This window comes from Bradyrhizobium sp. Leo78 (assembly GCF_059512425.1).
Genome location: NZ_JCAMOT010000016.1, coordinates 14,110 through 32,616 on the forward strand (window position 1 = coordinate 14,110; position 18,507 = coordinate 32,616).

16 protein-coding genes are annotated in these 18,507 nt (G+C 61.2%); 6 read left to right on the forward strand and 10 right to left on the reverse strand.

Annotated elements, in window-relative coordinates:
- Positions 1-3: 3 nt before the first annotated feature.
- The 4 genes from AC5ZG1_RS20705 to AC5ZG1_RS20720 form a co-directional block, all read right to left on the reverse strand.
- Positions 4-285 (reverse strand): DUF3649 domain-containing protein, encoded by a 282-nt coding sequence (locus tag AC5ZG1_RS20705; protein ID WP_028161756.1) that lies wholly within the window; start codon positions 283-285, stop codon positions 4-6.
- Positions 282-1,010, reverse strand: a complete 729-nt coding sequence (locus tag AC5ZG1_RS20710; protein ID WP_496133918.1) for a cobalt ABC transporter substrate-binding protein — start codon at positions 1,008-1,010, stop codon at positions 282-284. The genes AC5ZG1_RS20705 and AC5ZG1_RS20710 overlap by 4 nt, the downstream gene beginning before the upstream one ends.
- 10 nt (positions 1,011-1,020) lie before the next feature.
- The gene (locus AC5ZG1_RS20715) at positions 1,021-3,330 is read right to left on the reverse strand and encodes a TonB-dependent receptor (protein ID WP_496133919.1); all 2,310 of its coding nucleotides are present in this window, start codon (positions 3,328-3,330) and stop codon (positions 1,021-1,023) included.
- 417 nt (positions 3,331-3,747) lie between these two features.
- A complete protein-coding gene (locus AC5ZG1_RS20720; RefSeq protein WP_496133920.1) occupies positions 3,748-6,099 on the reverse strand; it encodes a phosphocholine-specific phospholipase C in 2,352 nt (783 codons plus the stop codon).
- 365 nt (positions 6,100-6,464) lie between these two features.
- On the opposite strand from AC5ZG1_RS20720, the gene AC5ZG1_RS20725 reads away from it, so the two are divergent.
- Positions 6,465-7,307 carry a MurR/RpiR family transcriptional regulator gene (locus AC5ZG1_RS20725; RefSeq protein ID WP_474418685.1) on the forward strand — a complete coding sequence of 281 codons (843 nt, stop codon included), beginning with the start codon at positions 6,465-6,467 and terminating at the stop codon, positions 7,305-7,307.
- A gap of 296 nt (positions 7,308-7,603) precedes the next feature.
- Positions 7,604-8,041 (forward strand): hypothetical protein, encoded by a 438-nt coding sequence (locus AC5ZG1_RS20730; protein ID WP_130227259.1) that lies wholly within the window; start codon positions 7,604-7,606, stop codon positions 8,039-8,041.
- Between the two features lie 167 nt (positions 8,042-8,208).
- Here the strand turns inward: AC5ZG1_RS20730 and AC5ZG1_RS20735 are convergent, their stop codons facing one another.
- The 3 genes from AC5ZG1_RS20735 to AC5ZG1_RS20745 all read right to left on the reverse strand — a co-directional run bounded on the left by AC5ZG1_RS20735 (position 8,209) and on the right by AC5ZG1_RS20745 (position 11,043).
- Positions 8,209-9,639, reverse strand: a complete 1,431-nt coding sequence (locus tag AC5ZG1_RS20735; RefSeq protein ID WP_496133921.1) for a DUF1254 domain-containing protein — start codon at positions 9,637-9,639, stop codon at positions 8,209-8,211.
- 128 nt (positions 9,640-9,767) lie between these two features.
- The gene (locus tag AC5ZG1_RS20740) at positions 9,768-10,526 is read right to left on the reverse strand and encodes a hypothetical protein (protein WP_496133922.1); all 759 of its coding nucleotides are present in this window, start codon (positions 10,524-10,526) and stop codon (positions 9,768-9,770) included.
- 130 nt (positions 10,527-10,656) lie between these two features.
- Positions 10,657-11,043 carry a helix-turn-helix domain-containing protein gene (locus AC5ZG1_RS20745; protein WP_496133923.1) on the reverse strand — a complete coding sequence of 129 codons (387 nt, stop codon included), beginning with the start codon at positions 11,041-11,043 and terminating at the stop codon, positions 10,657-10,659.
- A gap of 220 nt (positions 11,044-11,263) precedes the next feature.
- On the opposite strand from AC5ZG1_RS20745, the gene AC5ZG1_RS20750 reads away from it, so the two are divergent.
- The 4 genes from AC5ZG1_RS20750 (at position 11,264) to AC5ZG1_RS20765 (ending at position 14,631) form a co-directional block, all read left to right on the forward strand.
- Positions 11,264-12,313, forward strand: coding sequence for an AraC family transcriptional regulator (locus AC5ZG1_RS20750; protein ID WP_130227256.1), 1,050 nt, complete (start codon positions 11,264-11,266; stop codon positions 12,311-12,313).
- 62 nt (positions 12,314-12,375) lie between these two features.
- The gene (locus tag AC5ZG1_RS20755) at positions 12,376-13,245 is read left to right on the forward strand and encodes a hypothetical protein (RefSeq protein WP_496133924.1); all 870 of its coding nucleotides are present in this window, start codon (positions 12,376-12,378) and stop codon (positions 13,243-13,245) included.
- A gap of 43 nt (positions 13,246-13,288) precedes the next feature.
- Positions 13,289-13,411: a hypothetical protein gene (locus AC5ZG1_RS20760; protein ID WP_496133925.1), complete on the forward strand. Its 123-nt coding sequence runs from the start codon at positions 13,289-13,291 to the stop codon at positions 13,409-13,411.
- 269 nt (positions 13,412-13,680) lie between these two features.
- Positions 13,681-14,631: an oxygenase MpaB family protein gene (locus tag AC5ZG1_RS20765; RefSeq protein ID WP_496133926.1), complete on the forward strand. Its 951-nt coding sequence runs from the start codon at positions 13,681-13,683 to the stop codon at positions 14,629-14,631.
- 125 nt (positions 14,632-14,756) lie between these two features.
- On the opposite strand, the gene mdlC is transcribed toward AC5ZG1_RS20765, so the two are convergent.
- The 3 genes from mdlC to AC5ZG1_RS20780 all read right to left on the reverse strand — a co-directional run bounded on the left by mdlC (position 14,757) and on the right by AC5ZG1_RS20780 (position 18,497).
- Positions 14,757-16,385, reverse strand: coding sequence for a benzoylformate decarboxylase (mdlC, locus tag AC5ZG1_RS20770; protein WP_496133927.1), 1,629 nt, complete (start codon positions 16,383-16,385; stop codon positions 14,757-14,759).
- Positions 16,386-16,515: 130 nt separating this feature from the next.
- Positions 16,516-17,370 (reverse strand): HTD2 family dehydratase, encoded by an 855-nt coding sequence (locus AC5ZG1_RS20775; protein WP_496133928.1) that lies wholly within the window; start codon positions 17,368-17,370, stop codon positions 16,516-16,518.
- Positions 17,367-18,497 carry a CaiB/BaiF CoA transferase family protein gene (locus tag AC5ZG1_RS20780; RefSeq protein WP_496133929.1) on the reverse strand — a complete coding sequence of 377 codons (1,131 nt, stop codon included), beginning with the start codon at positions 18,495-18,497 and terminating at the stop codon, positions 17,367-17,369. Before AC5ZG1_RS20780 ends, AC5ZG1_RS20775 begins: the two co-directional genes overlap by 4 nt.
- Positions 18,498-18,507: the final 10 nt, after the last annotated feature.

The window sequence follows — 18,507 nt, forward strand, 5'->3', positions numbered from 1 at the left end:
TCGTCAGGAAACGGACCATGCCGCCAGCGACAGCGGCACCGCCACGACAATCAGGCCGGCCCAAGCCTTCAGCGCGCTGCGCACGGCAAAGACCCAGATCACTGCACCGGCGTAGATGGCAAAGCTCGCCAGCATGCCGGTGAGCACGGCCTGGGGCTTGCTCATGGGCAAAGCGAGCACGGCGACGCTGTTGAGCGCGGCCAGCGCATAGCCGCCGAACAGGGCGGCGACGATGCGCGAGATGAGCGGGCCCGTGGAGCGAAAGCGATGTATCAGGGCGTTCATTTGCCCGGAGTTGCCGGCGGGCCTGCAGGAATTGGTGTCAAGCCGTTGGCATTCACAAAGGTCACGGTGGTGGCATAGCTCACGGCATCGTACTTCTCAGCGCCCTTCGTCCCCGTGCGCTCGCCGGGGCTGCGGTCGTTGAAGCTGACTTCAGCGACGTAAGTGCCTTTCCAAGGCATACTAAACGTTACAAGGCCCTGCTCGTCGGTGTGAGCTTCCTTGGACCAGCCAGATTCCGTTACCAGAGTCACCTTGGTCTTGGCTTTAGGTTGATTTTTGAAGAAGAGCTTGAACTGGCCTTCCTGACCTGTGGGCACGAGGTCCAGTACCAGCTTGGGCTGCTGCGCGGCAAAGCTGGTGATCAAGCGTGCGGCAGGATAGAACCAGTTCGTGACCTCTTTGTCTTGTTGCTTCCAAACATAGAGCGGGTAGCTCGCATCTTCCACGACAATGCCGTCGCCGGGGGCCGTGGAAAATGGCAACGTGAAGCCGTTTGCGGTCTTCGTGGCATCGGACTTTTGCTCGCCCTTGGTGGAGATGAGCGTACCGGTTACCTTAGCGAACTTGTCGAGCAACCCCGGTGACACTTCACGAAGGTTCTCGCCGAACTCGCCAAAGCGAACGACGGCATTCTGCCCATCGGACTGCTCGATCCAGATCTGGTGCGCCTGCACGGGCGTTATCACGCCAAGCAGGGCGACTACTGCGATGAAGGGCTTTGTCATGACAAACACCTTAGAAATCGAATGAAGCGGATACGATGTAAGTCCGAGGCGACGCAACCGTTACGAATGTACCGGTCGTGAGCCAGTAGTTCTCGCCGGTCACGTTTTCGATGTTGGCGCGGATCGTGACAGGTCGGCCGTCGATCGAAGTCGCATAACGCGCGCCGATGTCGACACGAGTCCAATCGGGGAATCGCAGGAGATTGGCGCTGGTGAGATAGGCGCCCGACGTATAGATCACGCGCCCATTGAGAGCGAGGCCCTCGACCCACGGCGTATCCCAGTCGAGGCTGGCCGAGAACGTCTTGTCCGGCACACCCTGGGCATCGTTGCCGCGCTCCAATGGATTGGTCGGGTTGGTCAGCTCCGGACGCAGGAAGGTTGCGCTGGCCATACCGCGCAGACCGGGCAGCAACAGGCCATAAGCGGACAGCTCCACGCCGCGGTTACGCTGTTCGCCGTCATAGGCCAGTGCGTTGGATGCGGTCCGGATCTGGCTGGGTCGTGTAATCTGGAACACCGCCGCAGTCGTCGTGATGGTGCCCCAGTCCACCTTGATACCAGCTTCCTGCTGCTTCGATTTGAATGGGGCAAGCACGGTACCGGTGTTGCTGTAGCCGGGACCGACGATGGTGCCCTGGCTCAGTCCTTCAGCGTAGTTCGCGTAGAGCGAAACATTATGCCAAGGCTTGACTACTACGCCGGCAAGCGGCGTCAGCGCTTCTGCTCCGTAGTTGCTTGTTGGGAGACCGGTGGTGGTGCTGAAAGCGTCCTGTTCCACTCTCTGGTGACGAGTACCGACGATCACCAGCACCGCATCATTCAGGAGTGACATTGTGTCGGCGATCGCAACGCTCCTGAGCGTTATCTCGTTGGCTAACCGCGGCGGCGTGCGCGCGCCAGTGACCACAGGAAGGGGGGATGGGTTGTAGATATTCGATGGGACCGACTGAGCCGGTGTATTGGCAACGTAAGCGTTGCCGTTCTCCTGATAATAGCCGGTGAAAGCGAGATTGATCGCATGACCGACCGGCCCTACTTGGAAACGTGACCGTATGCCTGCGTTGCCGCTCGTCGTCTTGGTGTAGGAGTCATAATACGCGTTGATGAGCCTGAAATTGCCGAGAGCGTCTATGCCGCTAGGGAATCCCGTGACACGGGAATCAGGGAACGTCTGGTAGTTCTCACCCTCACGATAGCCGATGCCCGCATAGGCCGTCAGCGATTCGGTCAGATCGTATTCGAGGCCCGAGGCGATGGTGTTGTCGCGCTGACGGAGCATCGTGTCCGGGTACCAGTTGCTGCGCGCGTCGGGCGGGGCAGGAATGAAGGGCACATTACCCTGAATGGTCATCTGCGGACGGAAGTTCTTGGTGTCGTCGTTCTGCGAAATGGCATCGAGCGTCCAGCGCAGGCGCTCCCCGCGATAGTCGAGTGACAACGCACCGAGACCGGTCCGCCAGTTTCCGCCGTCGATCGAGGCTTCGCCATTGCGCCCCACCCCGTTGAAACGAACGCCCCACTCCTTGTTTTCACCAAAGCGGTGGCTGGTCTCTAGATGGAGACCGTAGTTGCCGGCGCTCATGAAGACCGGCGTCAAACGTGTGAAAGGTACCTCAAGCGCGCGTTTGCTGACGATGTTGACGCCGCCGCCGACGCTGCCGCCAGGGGCTATGCCGTTGATGAGCGCACCGGGCCCCTTGAGCAATTCGATTCGCTCGATGATCTCCGCCGGCACGCGACTGGAGGACACCAGCCCGTAGAGACCGTTGAAGCCAACGTCACCTGAAGGAACGCTGAAGCCGCGGATCTGGAACGTATCGTCGAATCCGTTGCTGCCTGTGGTGAGTCGCACCGAAGAGTCGTTGATCAGCGTATCCGCGGCCGTCCGCGCCTGCTGATTCTCGATCAGTTGCGACGTATAGTTGACGGTGCTGAACGGCACATTCATGACGTTCGTGCTTCCGAGCAGGCCGAGCGTTCCACCCTGTGCCAACTGGCCGCCAGCATAGGCTGGCGCCGGCGCTCCGATCGTCCGAGTCGATCCCATCGTGGTAACAGGCGCAGTCGGCGCAGGAGGCTGTTCGGTTCGCTGCCGGGATGCGACGCGAGCAGAGTGCTGAGCCGAACCGCGAGTCCGAACAGTGCGCGTCGCTCGCGCTCTTTGTTGGGGCGCATCGACGTGCACCGGAGGCAACACGTGCGGCTGCGCGCTCTGCGCCCTGCTCTGAGAAGAGCTCACACCGCTCAGGCATAACGTAACAACGCCCGTCGCCACGCCAACATACAAACGGTTCTTGTAATTCTCGAAGTTGCTCAACAATCGCCCCCAGTTCGCCTAGTCGATGTCCGACTAGGAAATCGAAGGTGCGAAGGCAACGAAGGCGATTTAGAATCTATTGATGCATGCGCGTAAGAGTTTGTGAGTCCGATCTCTAACCACTCTAGTAAGCCAACACTGAAATCTCTCTAATAAGCGAACACTGACAACTCATCGTCCGGCATTGCGACGCTTTGACGCGTGAGGAGTGGAGGTTGTGCTAGCTAACACGTGCCGCCGCTTGATAGTCCGCTTTGCGAAGCTCGCTCGCGCACCATCGCGACGCCACACGTCGAACTCTGCCGTCGGCCAGCTCAGAGCTTCTTTGTGATTCCGAGGCCACGCCTTAGGCCGAGTCGGAAATTGAAGAGGCGCCCGAAGGCGCCTCCAATTCGCTGGAGTGATTGCGCCGCCTCTTTAGAACCGGTCGGCAACGCCCATGCCAGGATCGCTCACCGAACCGCGGCCGGTTTCCACATGGCCGGCGACGCGCCGATAGAAGCCGCTGCCCGAGTCGCTGGTGATGACGAAGTCATACCACAGGCCGGTGGTGCGCAGATTCCAGTACAGTTCACCGGGGTGGCCGGAAGCGGACACTTTGACATCCCACGACGTGCGCGGACCGCCGCCGAAGTCGGGTCCCGGGAAGAAGACCGGCGGATTGAAGCCGAAGCCGGGGGCGCAGAAGTCGGGAGCTTGCCGGAAACCAGGCACCGGGCCGAAGCCCACGGGACGGACGCTCGGACGCGGACCGAAGCCCGGAGGCTCCGGCTGCATCGCGGCGGCGACCGAGGCACTCACGGCGAGCAGCGGTCCATAGATCTTGTTGGACTTCACCGTGAAGCGAAGGTGGCCGTTGCCGTCGTTGCGAAACTGCAGGTGCAGACCGCCGTCGTGGACGTTGTAGCCGACGAAGACTTCCGGGTTCGGCTCATTCTTATGTCGCATCGTGGAGATGTCGCCTTTGAAGTGGCGGTGGAAGCCATTGGGGGCGAGCACCCACAGATCATAAAGGCCGTCGTCGCCAACCGTCCATTCGTCGTCCAGCATCTGGCCCGCCTCGACCGTGTAGCGCCGTGGAATGCGATCCAGGTGCATCTTGTCGTAGACGTGGAACACGGCGCCTGCAAAGCCGGTATTGGCGAACAGCAGCCTCACCTTGCTCTTGCTGGCATCAACCTGCGCGCTGGCGTGCAGAATGTAGGGTAGCGCGCGCGAGAAGCGCACGCCGGTTTCCTGAAACAGCGGCTGCGGCGTCGTCGGCGCGGTGGGGGCCGGCAGTGTCTTCTGGTGCGCATCCGATGCCTGCCAGTTGCTCTGGTCGGGAAGCTCCGGGAAGCGGGGATCGTTGGGGCTCGCGAAGTCGAAGGCGGTGGTGAGGTCGCCCGAAATGGCGCGGTGCCAGGGGCTGATGGAGTCCACCTTGATGCCGAAGCGCTTCTCGAGGAAGCGGCCCACCGACGTGTGGTCGAAGACCTGCGAATTGACCCAGCCGCCCTTGCTCCACGGCGACACGACGTACATCGGCACGCGCGCACTGAGACCCCAGGGACGGATGTTGCCGCTGATCTTGTCGTCGCTGCTCAGCACGTTGCCGACCGTGTTGGAAAAGTATTCACCCGCGAGCGGCATCGTGGCCTTGCCCATCAGGTTGCCGTCGTTGTCATAGGACGGCACCGCCGGTGCCGGCAGGTGATCGAAGAAGCCGTCGTTCTCGTCGAAGGTCAGGAAGAAGACGGTCTGGCTCCAGACCTCGGGGTTGGCGGTCAGTGCTTCCAGCACCTGGTCGGTGAAATTGCCGGCGCGGGTCGGGCTGCCGCCGCCGGGATGTTCGGAGTTGGCTTGCGTCGGCAGGATCCACGATACCTGCGGAAGGTTGCCGCTCATCACATCGGCCTTCAGCCTGTCGAGATAATCCGGGCCACCGGTCAGGCCGTGCACATAATTGGGATCGCCCGGCTGGGCGTGGCGGAAGCTGGCGAACGCCAGGCAGCCGTGCATCGCGCCGGTCCAGTTGTCGTTCATGTCCTGGTAGACGTGCCAGCTGACGCCGGCGCGCTGCAGCAGGTCGGGGAGGGTGGGCCAGTTAAAGTCGCTGCCGACATAGCGGTAGTTCGGCTGCGGCTGAGGCAGGCCGGCCACCCACTTCGAAGGGTTGGGCCAGCAGCGGTTGTTGTTGGGCTCGGAATCGTTCGTCGTGCAGTTGATGCCCTGCGCACGCAGCGCGGGATTGAAGTTGGAGCCCGACCAGAACACGATCCGGTTGGGATCGGTGCCGGTGGTGATGGAGGCGTGGTAGGCATCGCACAGCGTGAAGGCCTCGGCCAGCGCGAACTGGAAGGGAATGTCGTCGCGGCCGAAATAGCCCATCGCGTACGGGGTCTTGTACTTGGCCCAGAAGCCCATCTTGCCCTGGTTCCACGCGGCCTGACTGTCGCCAAACGAGTGCGGCGTGCCGTACCCGACCAGCGCGTTGCTGGTCGCGGAGTCGCGGTGATAGGGCGGGATCTCACGGGCGCCGTCGGACTGAAACCACACCGGCTTGCCGCTTTCGAGCGGAATAGGGAAGCGATCGCCGAAGCCGCGCACGCCGCGCAGCGTACCGAAATAGTGGTCGAACGAGCGGTTCTCCTGCATCAGGATCACGATGTGCTTGACGTCCATGATCGTGCCGGTCCGGCGCCGCGCCGGAATGGCCAGCGCCCGGTTGATGCTGGTAAAGGCAGCCGCCGCCGTGGCGCCCGCCAGAAAGTCGCGACGTGTTGTCATTATTGTTCTACCTTTGGTTGAATAGTTGAAGGAACGGACGACGGCTTGCGGTGCAGGCTTGGTGCACTGCCCGGGCCAGCCGTTCGGCAATACCAGTGCGACTTGACGTCGCTGTGAATAATTTATTTCCGAGAGAATTTTTTGTGAGCTTTTCTCAGTGTAGGGTGACTGAGCACCGAGAGAGGGGAGAGCGGGCCGGACATGACACATGGGCCATCTTCGTCGCCGGCTCATCCCGGCGGCCGACGAGAATTGAAGCTCTGCGCAAGAGGAATCGCGGTAACCTTCCGCGATCCACCAAATGAATTCCCACGTTGTTCGCGAGGACGCGGGTGACACGCTCGAACTTCAATGCAGGGCCGTCCGTGAGCGGTATTCTGTCCCGCGTTCGTGAATTGCAATCCGATCTTCCTCCAAAAGCCAGGCAAATCGCCGAGCTGATTATCGCGCAGCCGGAGTCCTTCATTCACATGTCGATCACCGAAGTTGCCGAGACATGTGGCGTGAGCGAAGGCACGATCGTTTCCTTTTGCGGCCGGGTGGGCGTTCGCGGGTTCCAGGAGCTCAAGATTCTTCTGGCGCGCGATCTGATCGAGCCGGTTCGTCTGATTCAGGAGGATCTGCATCGAGGCGATGATCCGGCGACCGTCACGGATCACATCTTTGCTGCTCACGCCGCTTCGCTCCACGAGACGCGCCGCCTGCTCTCAATGGAATCGCTGGCGAAGGCGGCGAGCTTGTTGAGGGAAGCGCAGCGGATCGAGATCTATGGCATAGGAAGTTCGGCGCCGATTGCGCAGGACCTCTCCTATCGCCTGCTGCAACTGGGGCTCGCGGCGAGCGCAGTCGTCGATTCTCATGTCCAGGCCGTCAGCGCGGGCATGACCGGCCCGGCGGTCACGACCGTTACGGTGTCTCACTCAGGCAGCACGGTCGAGACGGTGCTCGCGACCCGATTGGCGCGGGAAGCCGGCGCTCGGACAATCGGCATCACCCGGCTCGGCAAGTCGCCTCTGGCGGCCCATTGCGACGTTCTGCTCTATACCGTCGCCAATGAAACCAGATATCGGCCCGAGGCCATGAGCAGCCGCGTGGCTCAGCTCGCCATTATCGACACCTTGGTGAGCTGTTGCGCCCTGACCGACACCGAGCGCTCTGTGGACCGGCTTCAACACGCCGCGCGTATTCTTTCCGAGAAGCGCTTTTGACTGCACAGCTTGCGGCGGAGAGCCGCAACAGGATGGCTCCGACCCGAGCCGAAAATCTCCGCCCTAGATGCCTTTCGGAGGATGCCCCCACTTGGCTTTGATGTACAATTGATGCCGGTTGCCCACCACAGGAGGTAAGTCATGAAAAGCCTCTATGCTCTCGCGTCAGTTGGGTTCTCTGCGTAGCTTCGGCGGCCCTCACCATCACCTCGGCGTCGGCTTTTCCAAACGAGGAGATCCCGAAAACCGAACCGGAGTACATCGCCAAGACAAAGACCGCCGCGCCGGCGTCGGTCGTGAACAACGCGACGATCACCATGCCGCAGCCGGATGGGTCTTCCAAGACCGTCCAAACCGGATCGAACGGTTTCACGTGCTTTATCGGCAATGACGGAACACCCGAATGCGATGACCAGAACGCCATGGAATGGCGCAAAGCTCTCCAGGCCAAACAGACCCCGCCGAACAAGATTGGCTTCATCTTCATGCTGGCCGGTGACACCGGCACGAGCAATCATGATTCCTCCGAACGGCACACGCACCAGCATTGGGTCCAGACCGGGCCGCATGTGATGATCGTCGGCGGCGCAGCGCACGAGATGCTCAGTCCGTATCCGCGCGATCTGGATGTCAAAGACCCGACGCAGCCTTATGTGATGTTCCCCGGCAAACCCAACGAGCACCTGATGATCCCGGTGGTCTCGCAAGAGCTTACGACGGGCAGCACGCGGTGACGCGGGTGAACTCCGCCGTGCCTAAGAGCAGCGGGCACGGCGGCTGATTCCGTATGATCGCAGTGGCGGATCTGTGCTGCCCGCGTGATATTTCTTGGCGGTACAGCGCAAAGCCAGAACATTTCAACTCATGCCAGCCTGCTTGGGGCCGGCCTGAGTTCAAGTTCTCAAGCCCCGACCTTCCTGGCGGCAGGAACCGTCCATGTGCCGTTGATGATGGAGGGGTCCGTTTCCTGCGGCCAGTACATGCGCAGCATGAGTATGAAATCTCCCTCGGGAGCGGGCAGCCAGTTTGACTCCTTGTCTTGGCCCGGGGAGTCCTTTTGAATGTAGAGCTCGACCGAGCCGTCCGCGTTTTCCTTCAGATCTTCACGGGCGCTGATCGAGTAGCGGTTGATCGGATTGTTCACGAAGAAGTAGCTGCTATCGTACATCGTGAGCGACCAGAATCCCTCCGCGGGAGGCAGGTGGCCTTTGGGAAACCGCATGACGTATTTGTTTGCGCCATTGTACTTACGGCCATCCGCATCCTTTTGTGAGGTCGGGTAGACTGCGTCCTGCGGACGATTGGCGCCGAGCCCGATCGCGGTCACCAGGGCCCGCATCAGATAGTCGGTCCCGTAGATGCCGGTTTTCGTTGTGAAGGCAAAGCCATTCTCATCCCTGATGGCTTTGTTGATCTTGAACTGAAGCATGATCCTGTCGAACGATACCTCCGGTAAGCGCTTCAGGAAGTCCGCCTTGAGCTTGCTCTCATCAAAATCCTGTCCGGGGACGATTCCAATTCGGGCAAATTTGGCAAGCTGGGGCGCGTCTGCTTCGTAGGGCGGATTGGTCTTCATAAGCTCGCACAGCAGCTTAAAATACGACACCGCGTCCATGCGATTGACCTGCTCGCGGACCGCGGTCTTCATGTCGACCGACGGATCGACTTTTCCCGCAGGTGGCGTGTACGGCTTGCCGTAAGCACTGAGCGGTACGAGTTTGCACTCATCCTGCAGCTTGTGGACGGCGGCGTAATCCTCCGGCGTGCCGGTGCAATAGATGCGGCCAAGCAGCCACACGATACTGGTGGGCGATTTGCACTCCTTCACGCCGGCCGGCAGCGTGCCCTTCCACCCGGGTCCGGTGATCGCGTAAGTCTGCGCCCCCGTGCCGGTGGTGCGCTTCCCTGGGACTTGAAACACCGTCGTCCAGCCGTCCAGCATTGGCATCAGGAAATAGCGCCCCTTCATGTCCGGGATGCTGAGGACCCACGGTTCTTTCCCGACGTCGACGAAGGAGGTTGTGTAGAGAGTGTCCGCATTCGGCGCGGTGACATCCCTGAACGAAGCGTCTGGATATTGGCGCAGCTTGATAAGATGACCCATCGGTCCCCGTGTTCCGACCGGTTCAGCAACATTGGTCATGACCCGGCGAGTCATCTCGATCGTCACCAACGGATAGCCGAAAATGTAGGCGTCGCTCGCGAGCCAGAAATCCTCCAGGCCTTGACCCACTCCGAGGAAAGAATCCTGGGCAAGGACTGATCGTGTGGCGGCCGCGCCTGCCAGCAGCCCCATTCCACCAAACGCAAGGGATCGGCGGGTGATATTCATCGCTATCTCCTTCCTGAAACGAATACAAATGACGGCTAGTGTTTTCAGATGTGACGCTCATGCCCTGTGGGGCGAGGCGGTCAGGATGAATTGCTGGCGGCAGCTACGATGCCGCCAGTCAGCGCAGCTCAATAGCAAGGCGGATAAGGATAATATCCGCACCGGGGCGCGTAGTATGGATAGGCCGCAGCTCCGGCCACTGCGGCCGCTCCCGCAAAGGCCGCACCTCGGTAGAAAGCACCGCGCCAGGCCGTTCGGCGGGCGACGCCCGCAAAGGACAGCGGAGTGAAGGGGCGGCCGATGATGTCGATAAAAACTGATGCCGGCCCATCAGCTCCCACAAGATCGCCTTCGAGAATATCGACATCGAAAGTCAGCTTGTCGTCCTCGAGCTTGGGCGATTTCAGTACGACGACGGCGTCGATCACCGACGATCCGTCTTTCTTGAAACCGGAAACCGTAGCGTTTGGAGGATCTTTGGCGAAGTTGTCGCTGCCGTTGCCCCAATCCTCAACAATTCGCGTCGTGAGATCGTGACCGGCCGCCCGTACAGGTCGATCGGCAAACACGATGGCATTCGGCGAAATTCCCGTCAGCACAAGCTTGCCGTCCTTCAAGCTCGCACCGCGCGAATTGAGGACGAAGAGGGATGGCACGACTTCCGGCTTTGCCTGGCCGATGGATTTCTCAAGCGGAATATGCGGCTTACGTTCGGGGGCCGTTTGAGCAGAAAGTCCTTGGGGGCAGATCAGCAATCCGCCGACGCAAAATGCGATTAAAGCAGTACGAAGTGTCACGGCAATTTTCTCCCTGGAAAGAGGACTATTTTCCTTTCGGCCGGCTCCTATGGCTTTCAAAAATCGTCTGGCGCATCTTCTTCTGCGCATTCTAGAAAGTGGCTCCGCAGCAGCCGGGCAATTGGCAAGCAGCTTCCAATGTGGCAAGCAGCTTCGCTAAGCATTTCGCGCCAATTCAGATCGCAAGTCTTGCCATTTCGCGCCAATCGGCCGGATCAGTTCAGCAGTCAATCGGACAAATTCTTCTGCGATTGGCGTGCCGCTCCTGCTTGCGCGCAAGTTGCTGCTGTCTGTAGACAACGGGTTGAACTTTCATCAAACGCACGAAACTGCGGCTGAAGCTGCTTGCATTCGTATAGCCGAGGAATCTTGCGATATCGGACAGGCGCATGCTTGAGTCCACGAGCAAGCGGCACGCGAGAGTCAGGCGAACTTCCGCAAGCATTGCGCTGTGGCTTGTGCCCATGCGACCGAGATGACGCTGCAAGGTGCGCGTGCTGATTTTGCAGGCGCGAGCTGTGCCATCGAGAGTTGCGTCACCGTGTCGCAGCGATGCGATAATGGCCGCGCGGACCGCCCGAGATGAAGGCAAACGGACAGCTCTCATCGGCTTGTGTGAGACGTGAAGCCCACGATCCCTCTGGAGAGAACCGATGCTTTGAGGCTACACGCATTCTCAGGGACCAATCTGGCCATCAGCCGCCAAAATGTTCGTCAAGTGGAATTATTTGTTGCTCGCCATGCCTGCACGACCTGACAATCAATAAGGCAAGACAGTTGCGAGCCTGCTAGTCTGCTACCGCGGCAGACTTCTTGGGCAGGTAGTGATGACCGTTATTCCATTGACCCGTTGCCAATTTCTAATGCCATTTGCTGAAATTCATTCAGAGATCGGCGGACCCACCGCGGCGCTTCTCGCCAAATTCCGGCTTCCTACGTCTTTGGAGGAAAAAGCGGATCATTACGTGCCGCTGCTGCCGGCCGTTCGCTTTGCGGCGGCCGCCCAGGAAAAGCAGGGGCTGTCGGAGATCGCCTTTCGCGCAGCCCAGAGGCTCTCATTCGATCATCTAAGCGATGCCATGCGAGTTCGAATCCGGCATTCGCCAACTCTGTTGGTTGCTCTTCAGCAGATGTGCAAGTGGGCGCCGGTCGAAGATACAAATCTGCGTCTATGGCTGGAGCCGTACGACGAAAGCGTGAAAATTTGCAGCAAGCTCATTGGAACGGAAGGTATTTCCCATCTTGAGGTGTCCCAATGGCTTCAGAACATATTCGTCCTGCACATCGTCCGTCAGTTCGCGGGCGCGTGCTGGACTCCCAGAGTGATCGCGTTTGAAGCTGATTATATGCCGAGCAGAGAAGTTCAATCGCATTGGCCGGATACACGCTTCATGTCCGGTCAGAAAGCCTCATGGATCGAAGTGCCGCTGCAGTTCTTGAGCTATCCCAATCGCGCAGTTGTTGTCCGGTCTCATTTGCCCGAGACAGAGCGGCAGCCTTTCGGCGGCGACGTCGTCGGCATTCTCAAGTTGACCTTACCATCGTATCTTGACGAGGGAGGCCCGGCGATAGTGCAGGCTGCCGAGATGGTTGGACTGAGCGTCAGGAGTCTGCAGAGGAAGCTCGCGCTGGCCGGGCTGACATACTCGGGCCTGCTTGAGCAGGTCCGCTTCAACAATGCGATGCAGCTTCTAAGCGATACTGAGAACAAGATCATCGACGTAGCATTCTCATCGGGATATGCAGACCCTGCCCACTTTGCTCGTGCTTTCCGACGGATTTCCGGATTCACCCCGCGACAGTTTCGGGAAAGGTCGAGGAGCGGACGGGCGGAGATCGACCTTCGCGCCTCCCAACTTGATGATCATCGTCTCTAGAGAAGATTTACGCCTTGGATGCTCCTCGATGTAGCGGCGTGGAATTTTCGGCTTTCCGGCTGATGTTGAAAGCTGGACTGCACGCGACATTGATCCTCTCCGCTGGGACAGCCTTTGGCGCAAATGATGATGACGGCGCTATCAGCGCATCGATACCGGCGGTCTATCTTGATCTGAGGACAAGCTACGCGCAGGTGCCGGCAGGATCGCTCGCATTTGGCTTTGGACATCCAACTCTATTCGATGCGTTGCGAACGCTCGCAACACCGAACCGCGCGGCGTTTCCGACCGGCCTGCCAGCAGCAAAATCGCTCAACGTGGATTTTCCGTTGACGGTCGATGTCACCGACAGTGTCTCGCTATACGGAGGCGTCTCCGGCAGTTCGACGGAGTTCGGAGGCAGCGGGTGGTCGTCCTTTCAAGCCACAAGCTGGAACGTCGGCTTCCAGGCGGATCTCTACCAGCAGAACGGCGGGACCTTTCCGACCGTGACGCTGCAATCGACGATCACACAATCGATCCCCAATGGTCCGCTGGCCACAACGTCCTTCAACAACATTCTCGAATTCGACTATGCACTTGATTCCGATGAGACCAAAGGCTTCCTCGCCGGTTTCCAGGACACGCGCACTGACGTCGGCACGACGCTCGTGAAGATCAACCCGAACACGATCGTCTATGTCGGCGGCTACTATCAATGGTCCAATAATTGGAAATTCACTGGCCGTGTGGGCGTGCAGTCCTTCGAAGGGGCGCAGCTTCTAACCCTTGCGCCCATTCAGCCGTTCACGCAACCGATCATGCGGCTCGATCTCGATCGCATGGACGATAACGACAATCGGCTGTTTGGCATCACCGCCGAAATCATGTGGGTGCCCAAGCCCGCCTATCAACTGACGGTCAGGACGCCCCTGTACGCAGTCCGTAATTAGCCGGCGCTGCTGGCGCGAGCCGACAAGGACCAAAAAATATCCTATGTCTGCTTTCGACGCCAATGTCCGCGCGGTCTTCCTGTGCCAGCGCTACCAGCTGCCGGTCGTGTTCGCGCAAGGCGCGGGCCGGATCGTCCTGCGGCAATTCTCAGCGCTCCCGCAATGACAGGATGATTTTGCCATTACCATTATGAGTTGGACGGAACAATCCATGATCCGGATCAATTCGGATCGCGATAAGGGTGGGAGCCGAGCCTGGCTCGGGCAGCCGACGTGATTACGGCTGGAACTGTTGTTCGGCTTTGGGCCGGGTCGTATGCGCCCATTTTGGCATCTATGCGTCTTATCTGCTTGCAGGGCAAACTCGGAAATGCCGGCTGTCCGATCTGCAGCCGGCTGGGATAAGCTGTCATCGTCCACACGGAAAGGTGCGCATTGGTCTCTGCAAGCGAACTGGAGGCTGCTCTGGATTTCGTCCGGGCTCGGGCTGCCGGATCTGCCGAGGGCATTTTTGGTCCGGACTCGATGACCTGGAGGATCGATAGAGAAGCGGTCATCTTTTTGGGCGCCGGTCGTGCCTTGCTCCTTCAACTGGCGCATCCCTGGATCGCGGCCGCTGTGGCGGAGCACTCGCGGACCTTTGCGGATCCGATCGGTCGTTTTCATCGAACCTTTGACGTTATGTTTACGATGGTGTTCGGCTCGCTCGATACGGCTCTTGCTGCTGCCCGGCATCTCCACCGCCGCCATGCCACGATCGTCGGCCGCTTGCCCGAAGCGATCGGTCCCTTCGAGCGTGGCTCACCCTATCGCGCCAATGAGGTGGCGGCGTTGCTGTGGGTTCACGCGACCCTCGTCGAGACCGCTCTCATGGTGCACGACATGATCTTGCCTCCGCTCTCGGTTGAAGAGCGCGAGCGATATTGGGCCGAAAGCCGGCTCTTTGGGGCGTTGTTCGGGCTGAAGCCGACTGACTTGCCTGCGGATTGGCAATCATTTGTCGCCTACAACCGGGCCATGATGCAATCGGACACATTGTCGGTTACCGACACCGCCCGCCACGTGGCTGGACAGATCTTCGCCGGCGGTCGTCCATGGTTGCGCGTACCGCGATGGTATCAAGCCCTAAGCGCCGAGCTGCTGCCTGACCGCATTCGCATGGGCTTCGGATTTGCGTTTGACGAACGGGACAGGAAAGCCGCGGAACGTGCGCTCGCACGCATCCGACGCGTATACTCGGCAATACCAACCCGGCTTCGCTACGTCGGCCCTTACCACGAAGCTCAAGCGCGACTAAAAGGAAGACCCCGGCTCGACTGGGCAACCCGCTGCCTTAACAGGGTTTGGATCGGACGGCCTCAGCTAGGTGATCGCCGGAACATTTGAAGCTCCCGTGCTCTCTGTCCCGTGTATGAACGCTTGTATCTCCAGCGTAAGACGGAGGATTCCTGGCTTCCTGAGAGGGACAGCGTGGCCCCGATTGCGCTTCGCTCCATCCGGGTTACGGGCTGCTATCCCTTCTGCGTGTAGAGCAGCGGCACCGCGGAATCCACGACCACCTCGACAAGACTCGTGCCGTCATGTGTAAGCCCACGCTTCAGCGCGCTTGGAAGCTCGGCGGCCTTCGTCACCCGCACCGCGTCGCAGCCCACGCCTTCTGCGATCTTAACGAAATCGATATCTGGCAATTCCAGCCCCGGCACGTTGCGCACCTGCATCACCTGGCTGAACGAGCGCATCGCGCCGTAGCCTGAATTGTTGATCACCACTACCGTCATCGGCAGCTTGCGCTGCGCGGCGGTCCACAGCGCCTGGATCGAATACATCGCCGAGCCGTCGCCGATCAGGCAGACGATGCGACAACCGGTGCGGCCGAGCGCCATGCCGACCGCCGCCGGCAGGCTGTAGCCGAGGCCGCCGCTCGCCATGGTGTAGAAACTGTCCTGCCCGCGCATCGGCATGAACTTCTGCATCGCCAGGCGATGCGAGGGAGCCTCTTCCACCAGCACGTCATGCGGCCCCATCGCGGCGACAAGCAAATGCATCAGGAACTCGGCGGGAATCGGATCGCCGGGTGCGGGCACAGGCGACAGCGCGCGGCCCGCGGGCACGGCTCGCCTGGTTTCGGGCAACAGTTCGAGCAGCGTCGCAAGCGACGGCTTCATCGTGCCGATGATGCTGTTGCCGACTGGCGTGAAGGACGCAGCGTTTGGATCGTCGGTGATCTGGAACAGCGCGGTTGCGCCATCGAAGATCGAAGCGTGGCCCTCGACATGGAAGGTGAACACCGGCGCGCCGATCACGACGACCAAGTCGTGCCCGCGCAGCGCCTCCGAGAGCTGCCCCGGGGAAGCGTGGAGGAAGCCGGCGAATTGCGGATGCCGCTCGGGGAATGAGCAGCGGGCCGAGAACGGGCTCGCCCACACCAAGGCTTGCGTCTTCTCCGCGACCTCAATCATGAGATCGACGGCCTGTGCGCGGTCGACGGCGGGGCCGACGACGAGGGCAGGGTGCTTGCTGTCGGCGAGCGCGGCGACCACCGCCTTCATCGCCGCCGGATCGGGCCCGATCTCGCGACTGATCTGGCGCGCCTCGACCGGCTGCGTCGGCCGGTTCCAGTCGTCGACCGGCACCGAGACGAAGGTCGGGCCGCAGGGCGGCTGCATCGCGATGTAATAGGCGCGTGCTATCGCGCCGGGCACGTCCTCAGGCCGCGCCGGCTCGACCGCCCATTTCACATAGGGCTGCGGGAATTCGGTGGAGCGCTCGGCGTAGAGGAACGGCTGCAATGGCAGGATCGAGCGCGCCTGCTGGCCTGCGGTGATCACCAGCGGCGTCTGGTTGCGGTAGGCGTTGAAGACATTGCCGAGCGCGTGCCCGACGCCGGCCGCCGAATGCAGATTGACGAAGCCGGCGTTGCGCGTCGCCTGCGCATAGCCGTCGGCCATCCCGACGACAGAGGATTCCTGCAGTCCCAGCACATAGTCGATGTCATCGGGCCAGTCGCTCAGGAACGGCAATTCGGTCGAGCCGGGATTGCCGAACACCTTTTTGATGCCGAAGGCACGGAGCAGTCCGAACGTCGCGTCCTTGACCGTGACGGCTTTGCTGTTGGCGGCGGCGGGCTTGCGGGACGACATCAGGCGATTCTCCCTACTTTATTGTTTTACTCCGTCATTGCGAGCGCAGCGAAGCAATCCATCTCGCCCCTTGCGGAGGCGTGGATTGCTTCGTCGCTACGCTCCTCGCAATGACGGCCCTAACACGGCGTCACCACGTCGCCGTGCCCTTCATCGTCGGCTGCCCTTCAGCATTAGCCGTCCACAGATCCAGAGCCTCGCCATTCTCATTGGCGTTGACCGAGAACTCGCTGCCCTCGAACAGCGGCTGCACGCCGCGATAGACGAACTTCTTCGGCGGCTGGCCGCCATGAAGCTTCGCCGCCAGCTCGATGATGAACGCGGCTTGCAGCGGCCCGTGGAAGATCAGGCCGGGATAGCCCTCCACCTTGGTGACGTAGTCGCGATCGTAATGGATGCGATGGCCGTTGAAGGTCAGCGCCGAATAGCGAAACAGCAGCACCGGATCGGCCATGTGGCTCTCGCGGTGCTTTGCAATCGGCGGCGGGGGCGGAGCCTTCGCCGATGTGGCCGCTGGCGTGCTCGTCATCTCGCGATAGACGATATCCTGCCGCTCGCGGATCGCGAGCCCGCGCGGCGTCGTCATCTCGTGATGGACGGAGACGAAGCACAGCGTGCCGGTCGAGCCGCTCTTCAAGCTCACGTCGGAGATGCGCGAGACGCGCCTCGGCTCGTCGCCGACGCGCAGCGTGTCGAGGAATTCGAGCTCGCCGCCGGCCCACATCCGGCGCGGCAGCGGCACCGGCGGCAGGAAGCCGCCACGGGTCGGGTGGCCGTCGGGACCGAGCTGCGACATCGGAAACACCGGCTGCGCCAGGCACCAATGCACCGTGAACGGCGCGGCATCGCCCACCTTGGGCTCGCCGATCTCCTGGAACAGCGTCGCGCGCAGGCCCTTGACGAGCTGCGCCGTGACGGTGTCGGAGGCTTCACTGGTGCGGCCGATCCATTGCCTGAGATGATCGAGGTCGAGTTGTTCGCTCATGATGATTTGGCCCGGGCAGGAGAGGACTTTGCGGCGCTGGTCTGCTCGCCGATCGCCGGCACCGCGCCGTAGTGGCGCGGTTCGCCGACGACAATCGCAGCCGGTGCCGGATAGGCGACGCGGCCGTTCGGCGTGTCGACCTCGATCCGGCGCAGATGCGGATGGTGGGCGAGATCGGCCATGGTGTTGACCTCGGCGAAAGCGATGTCGGCATCGGCCAATTTCTGCAGCAGCTCGTCGCGCGTCAGCTTGGCGAAGGCGTCGCCGACGGTCTGGTCGGTCAGCGCGCGGTTGCGCACCCGCTCGACCATGTTGGCGAAGCGCGGATCCTTCGGTAGCTCCGTCTGGCCCAGCACTTCGGCGCACAGCTTCTTCCATTCACGTTCGCTCTGGATCGAGATCAGGATCTCCTTGCCGTCCCTGGAGCGGAACACGCCGTAGGGCGCGATCGAGGGGTGGGCGAGGCCCATGCGCTTCGGCGGCTTGCCGTCCTCGGCATTGAGCAGCGGCACCGTCAGCCAGTCCGCCATCACGTCGAACATGGAGATGCGGATGTCGGCCCCCTTGCCGGTGCGCCCGCGCGCGATCAGCGCTTCCAGGATCGCCGCATGCGCGGTCGCGCCGGTCGCAACGTCCACGATCGACATACCGACGCGCGAGGCGCCCTCCGGTCCGCCGGTGATCGAGGCGAGTCCACTCTCGGCCTGGATCAGGAGATCATAGGCCTTGCGATTGGCATACGGCCCTTCATCGCCATAGCCCGTGATGGTGCAGCAGATCAGCTTCGGATAATCCTTGCGCAGCCGCGCAAGCGAGAAGCCGAGCTTGTCCATCGAGCCCGGCTTCAAATTCTGCAACAGCACGTCGGCGCCCGCGATCAGCTCTTCCAGCGCGCTGCGGCCTTCCTTGGTCGCCAGATCGACCACGACCGAATCCTTCCCGCGGTTCAGCCAGACGAAATAGCTGCTCTGGCCCTTGGCGGCGGCGTCATAGCCGCGGGCGAAATCGCCCTCGGGCCGTTCGATCTTGATCACATGCGCGCCGGCATCGGCCAGGCGCGACGAGCAGAACGGCGCAGCCACCGCCTGCTCCACGGCGATGACGGTCAGTCCCTCGAGCGGCAGCATGCGTCTCACC

Coding starts and splice junctions, on each gene's coding strand:
- AC5ZG1_RS20705 (WP_028161756.1), bottom strand. CDS start 285: ATGAACGCCCTGATACATCGCTTTCGCTCCACGGGCCCGCTCATCTCG.
- AC5ZG1_RS20710 (WP_496133918.1), bottom strand. CDS start 1,010: ATGACAAAGCCCTTCATCGCAGTAGTCGCCCTGCTTGGCGTGATAACG.
- AC5ZG1_RS20720 (WP_496133920.1), bottom strand. CDS start 6,099: ATGACAACACGTCGCGACTTTCTGGCGGGCGCCACGGCGGCGGCTGCC.
- AC5ZG1_RS20735 (WP_496133921.1), bottom strand. CDS start 9,639: ATGAATATCACCCGCCGATCCCTTGCGTTTGGTGGAATGGGGCTGCTG.
- AC5ZG1_RS20740 (WP_496133922.1), bottom strand. CDS start 10,526: ATGCGCAGAAGAAGATGCGCCAGACGATTTTTGAAAGCCATAGGAGCC.
- AC5ZG1_RS20745 (WP_496133923.1), bottom strand. CDS start 11,043: ATGAGAGCTGTCCGTTTGCCTTCATCTCGGGCGGTCCGCGCGGCCATT.
- AC5ZG1_RS20750 (WP_130227256.1), top strand. CDS start 11,264: ATGACCGTTATTCCATTGACCCGTTGCCAATTTCTAATGCCATTTGCT.
- AC5ZG1_RS20755 (WP_496133924.1), top strand. CDS start 12,376: ATGTTGAAAGCTGGACTGCACGCGACATTGATCCTCTCCGCTGGGACA.
- AC5ZG1_RS20760 (WP_496133925.1), top strand. CDS start 13,289: ATGTCTGCTTTCGACGCCAATGTCCGCGCGGTCTTCCTGTGCCAGCGC.
- mdlC (WP_496133927.1), bottom strand. CDS start 16,385: ATGTCGTCCCGCAAGCCCGCCGCCGCCAACAGCAAAGCCGTCACGGTC.
- AC5ZG1_RS20775 (WP_496133928.1), bottom strand. CDS start 17,370: ATGAGCGAACAACTCGACCTCGATCATCTCAGGCAATGGATCGGCCGC.
- AC5ZG1_RS20780 (WP_496133929.1), bottom strand. CDS start 18,497: ATGCTGCCGCTCGAGGGACTGACCGTCATCGCCGTGGAGCAGGCGGTG.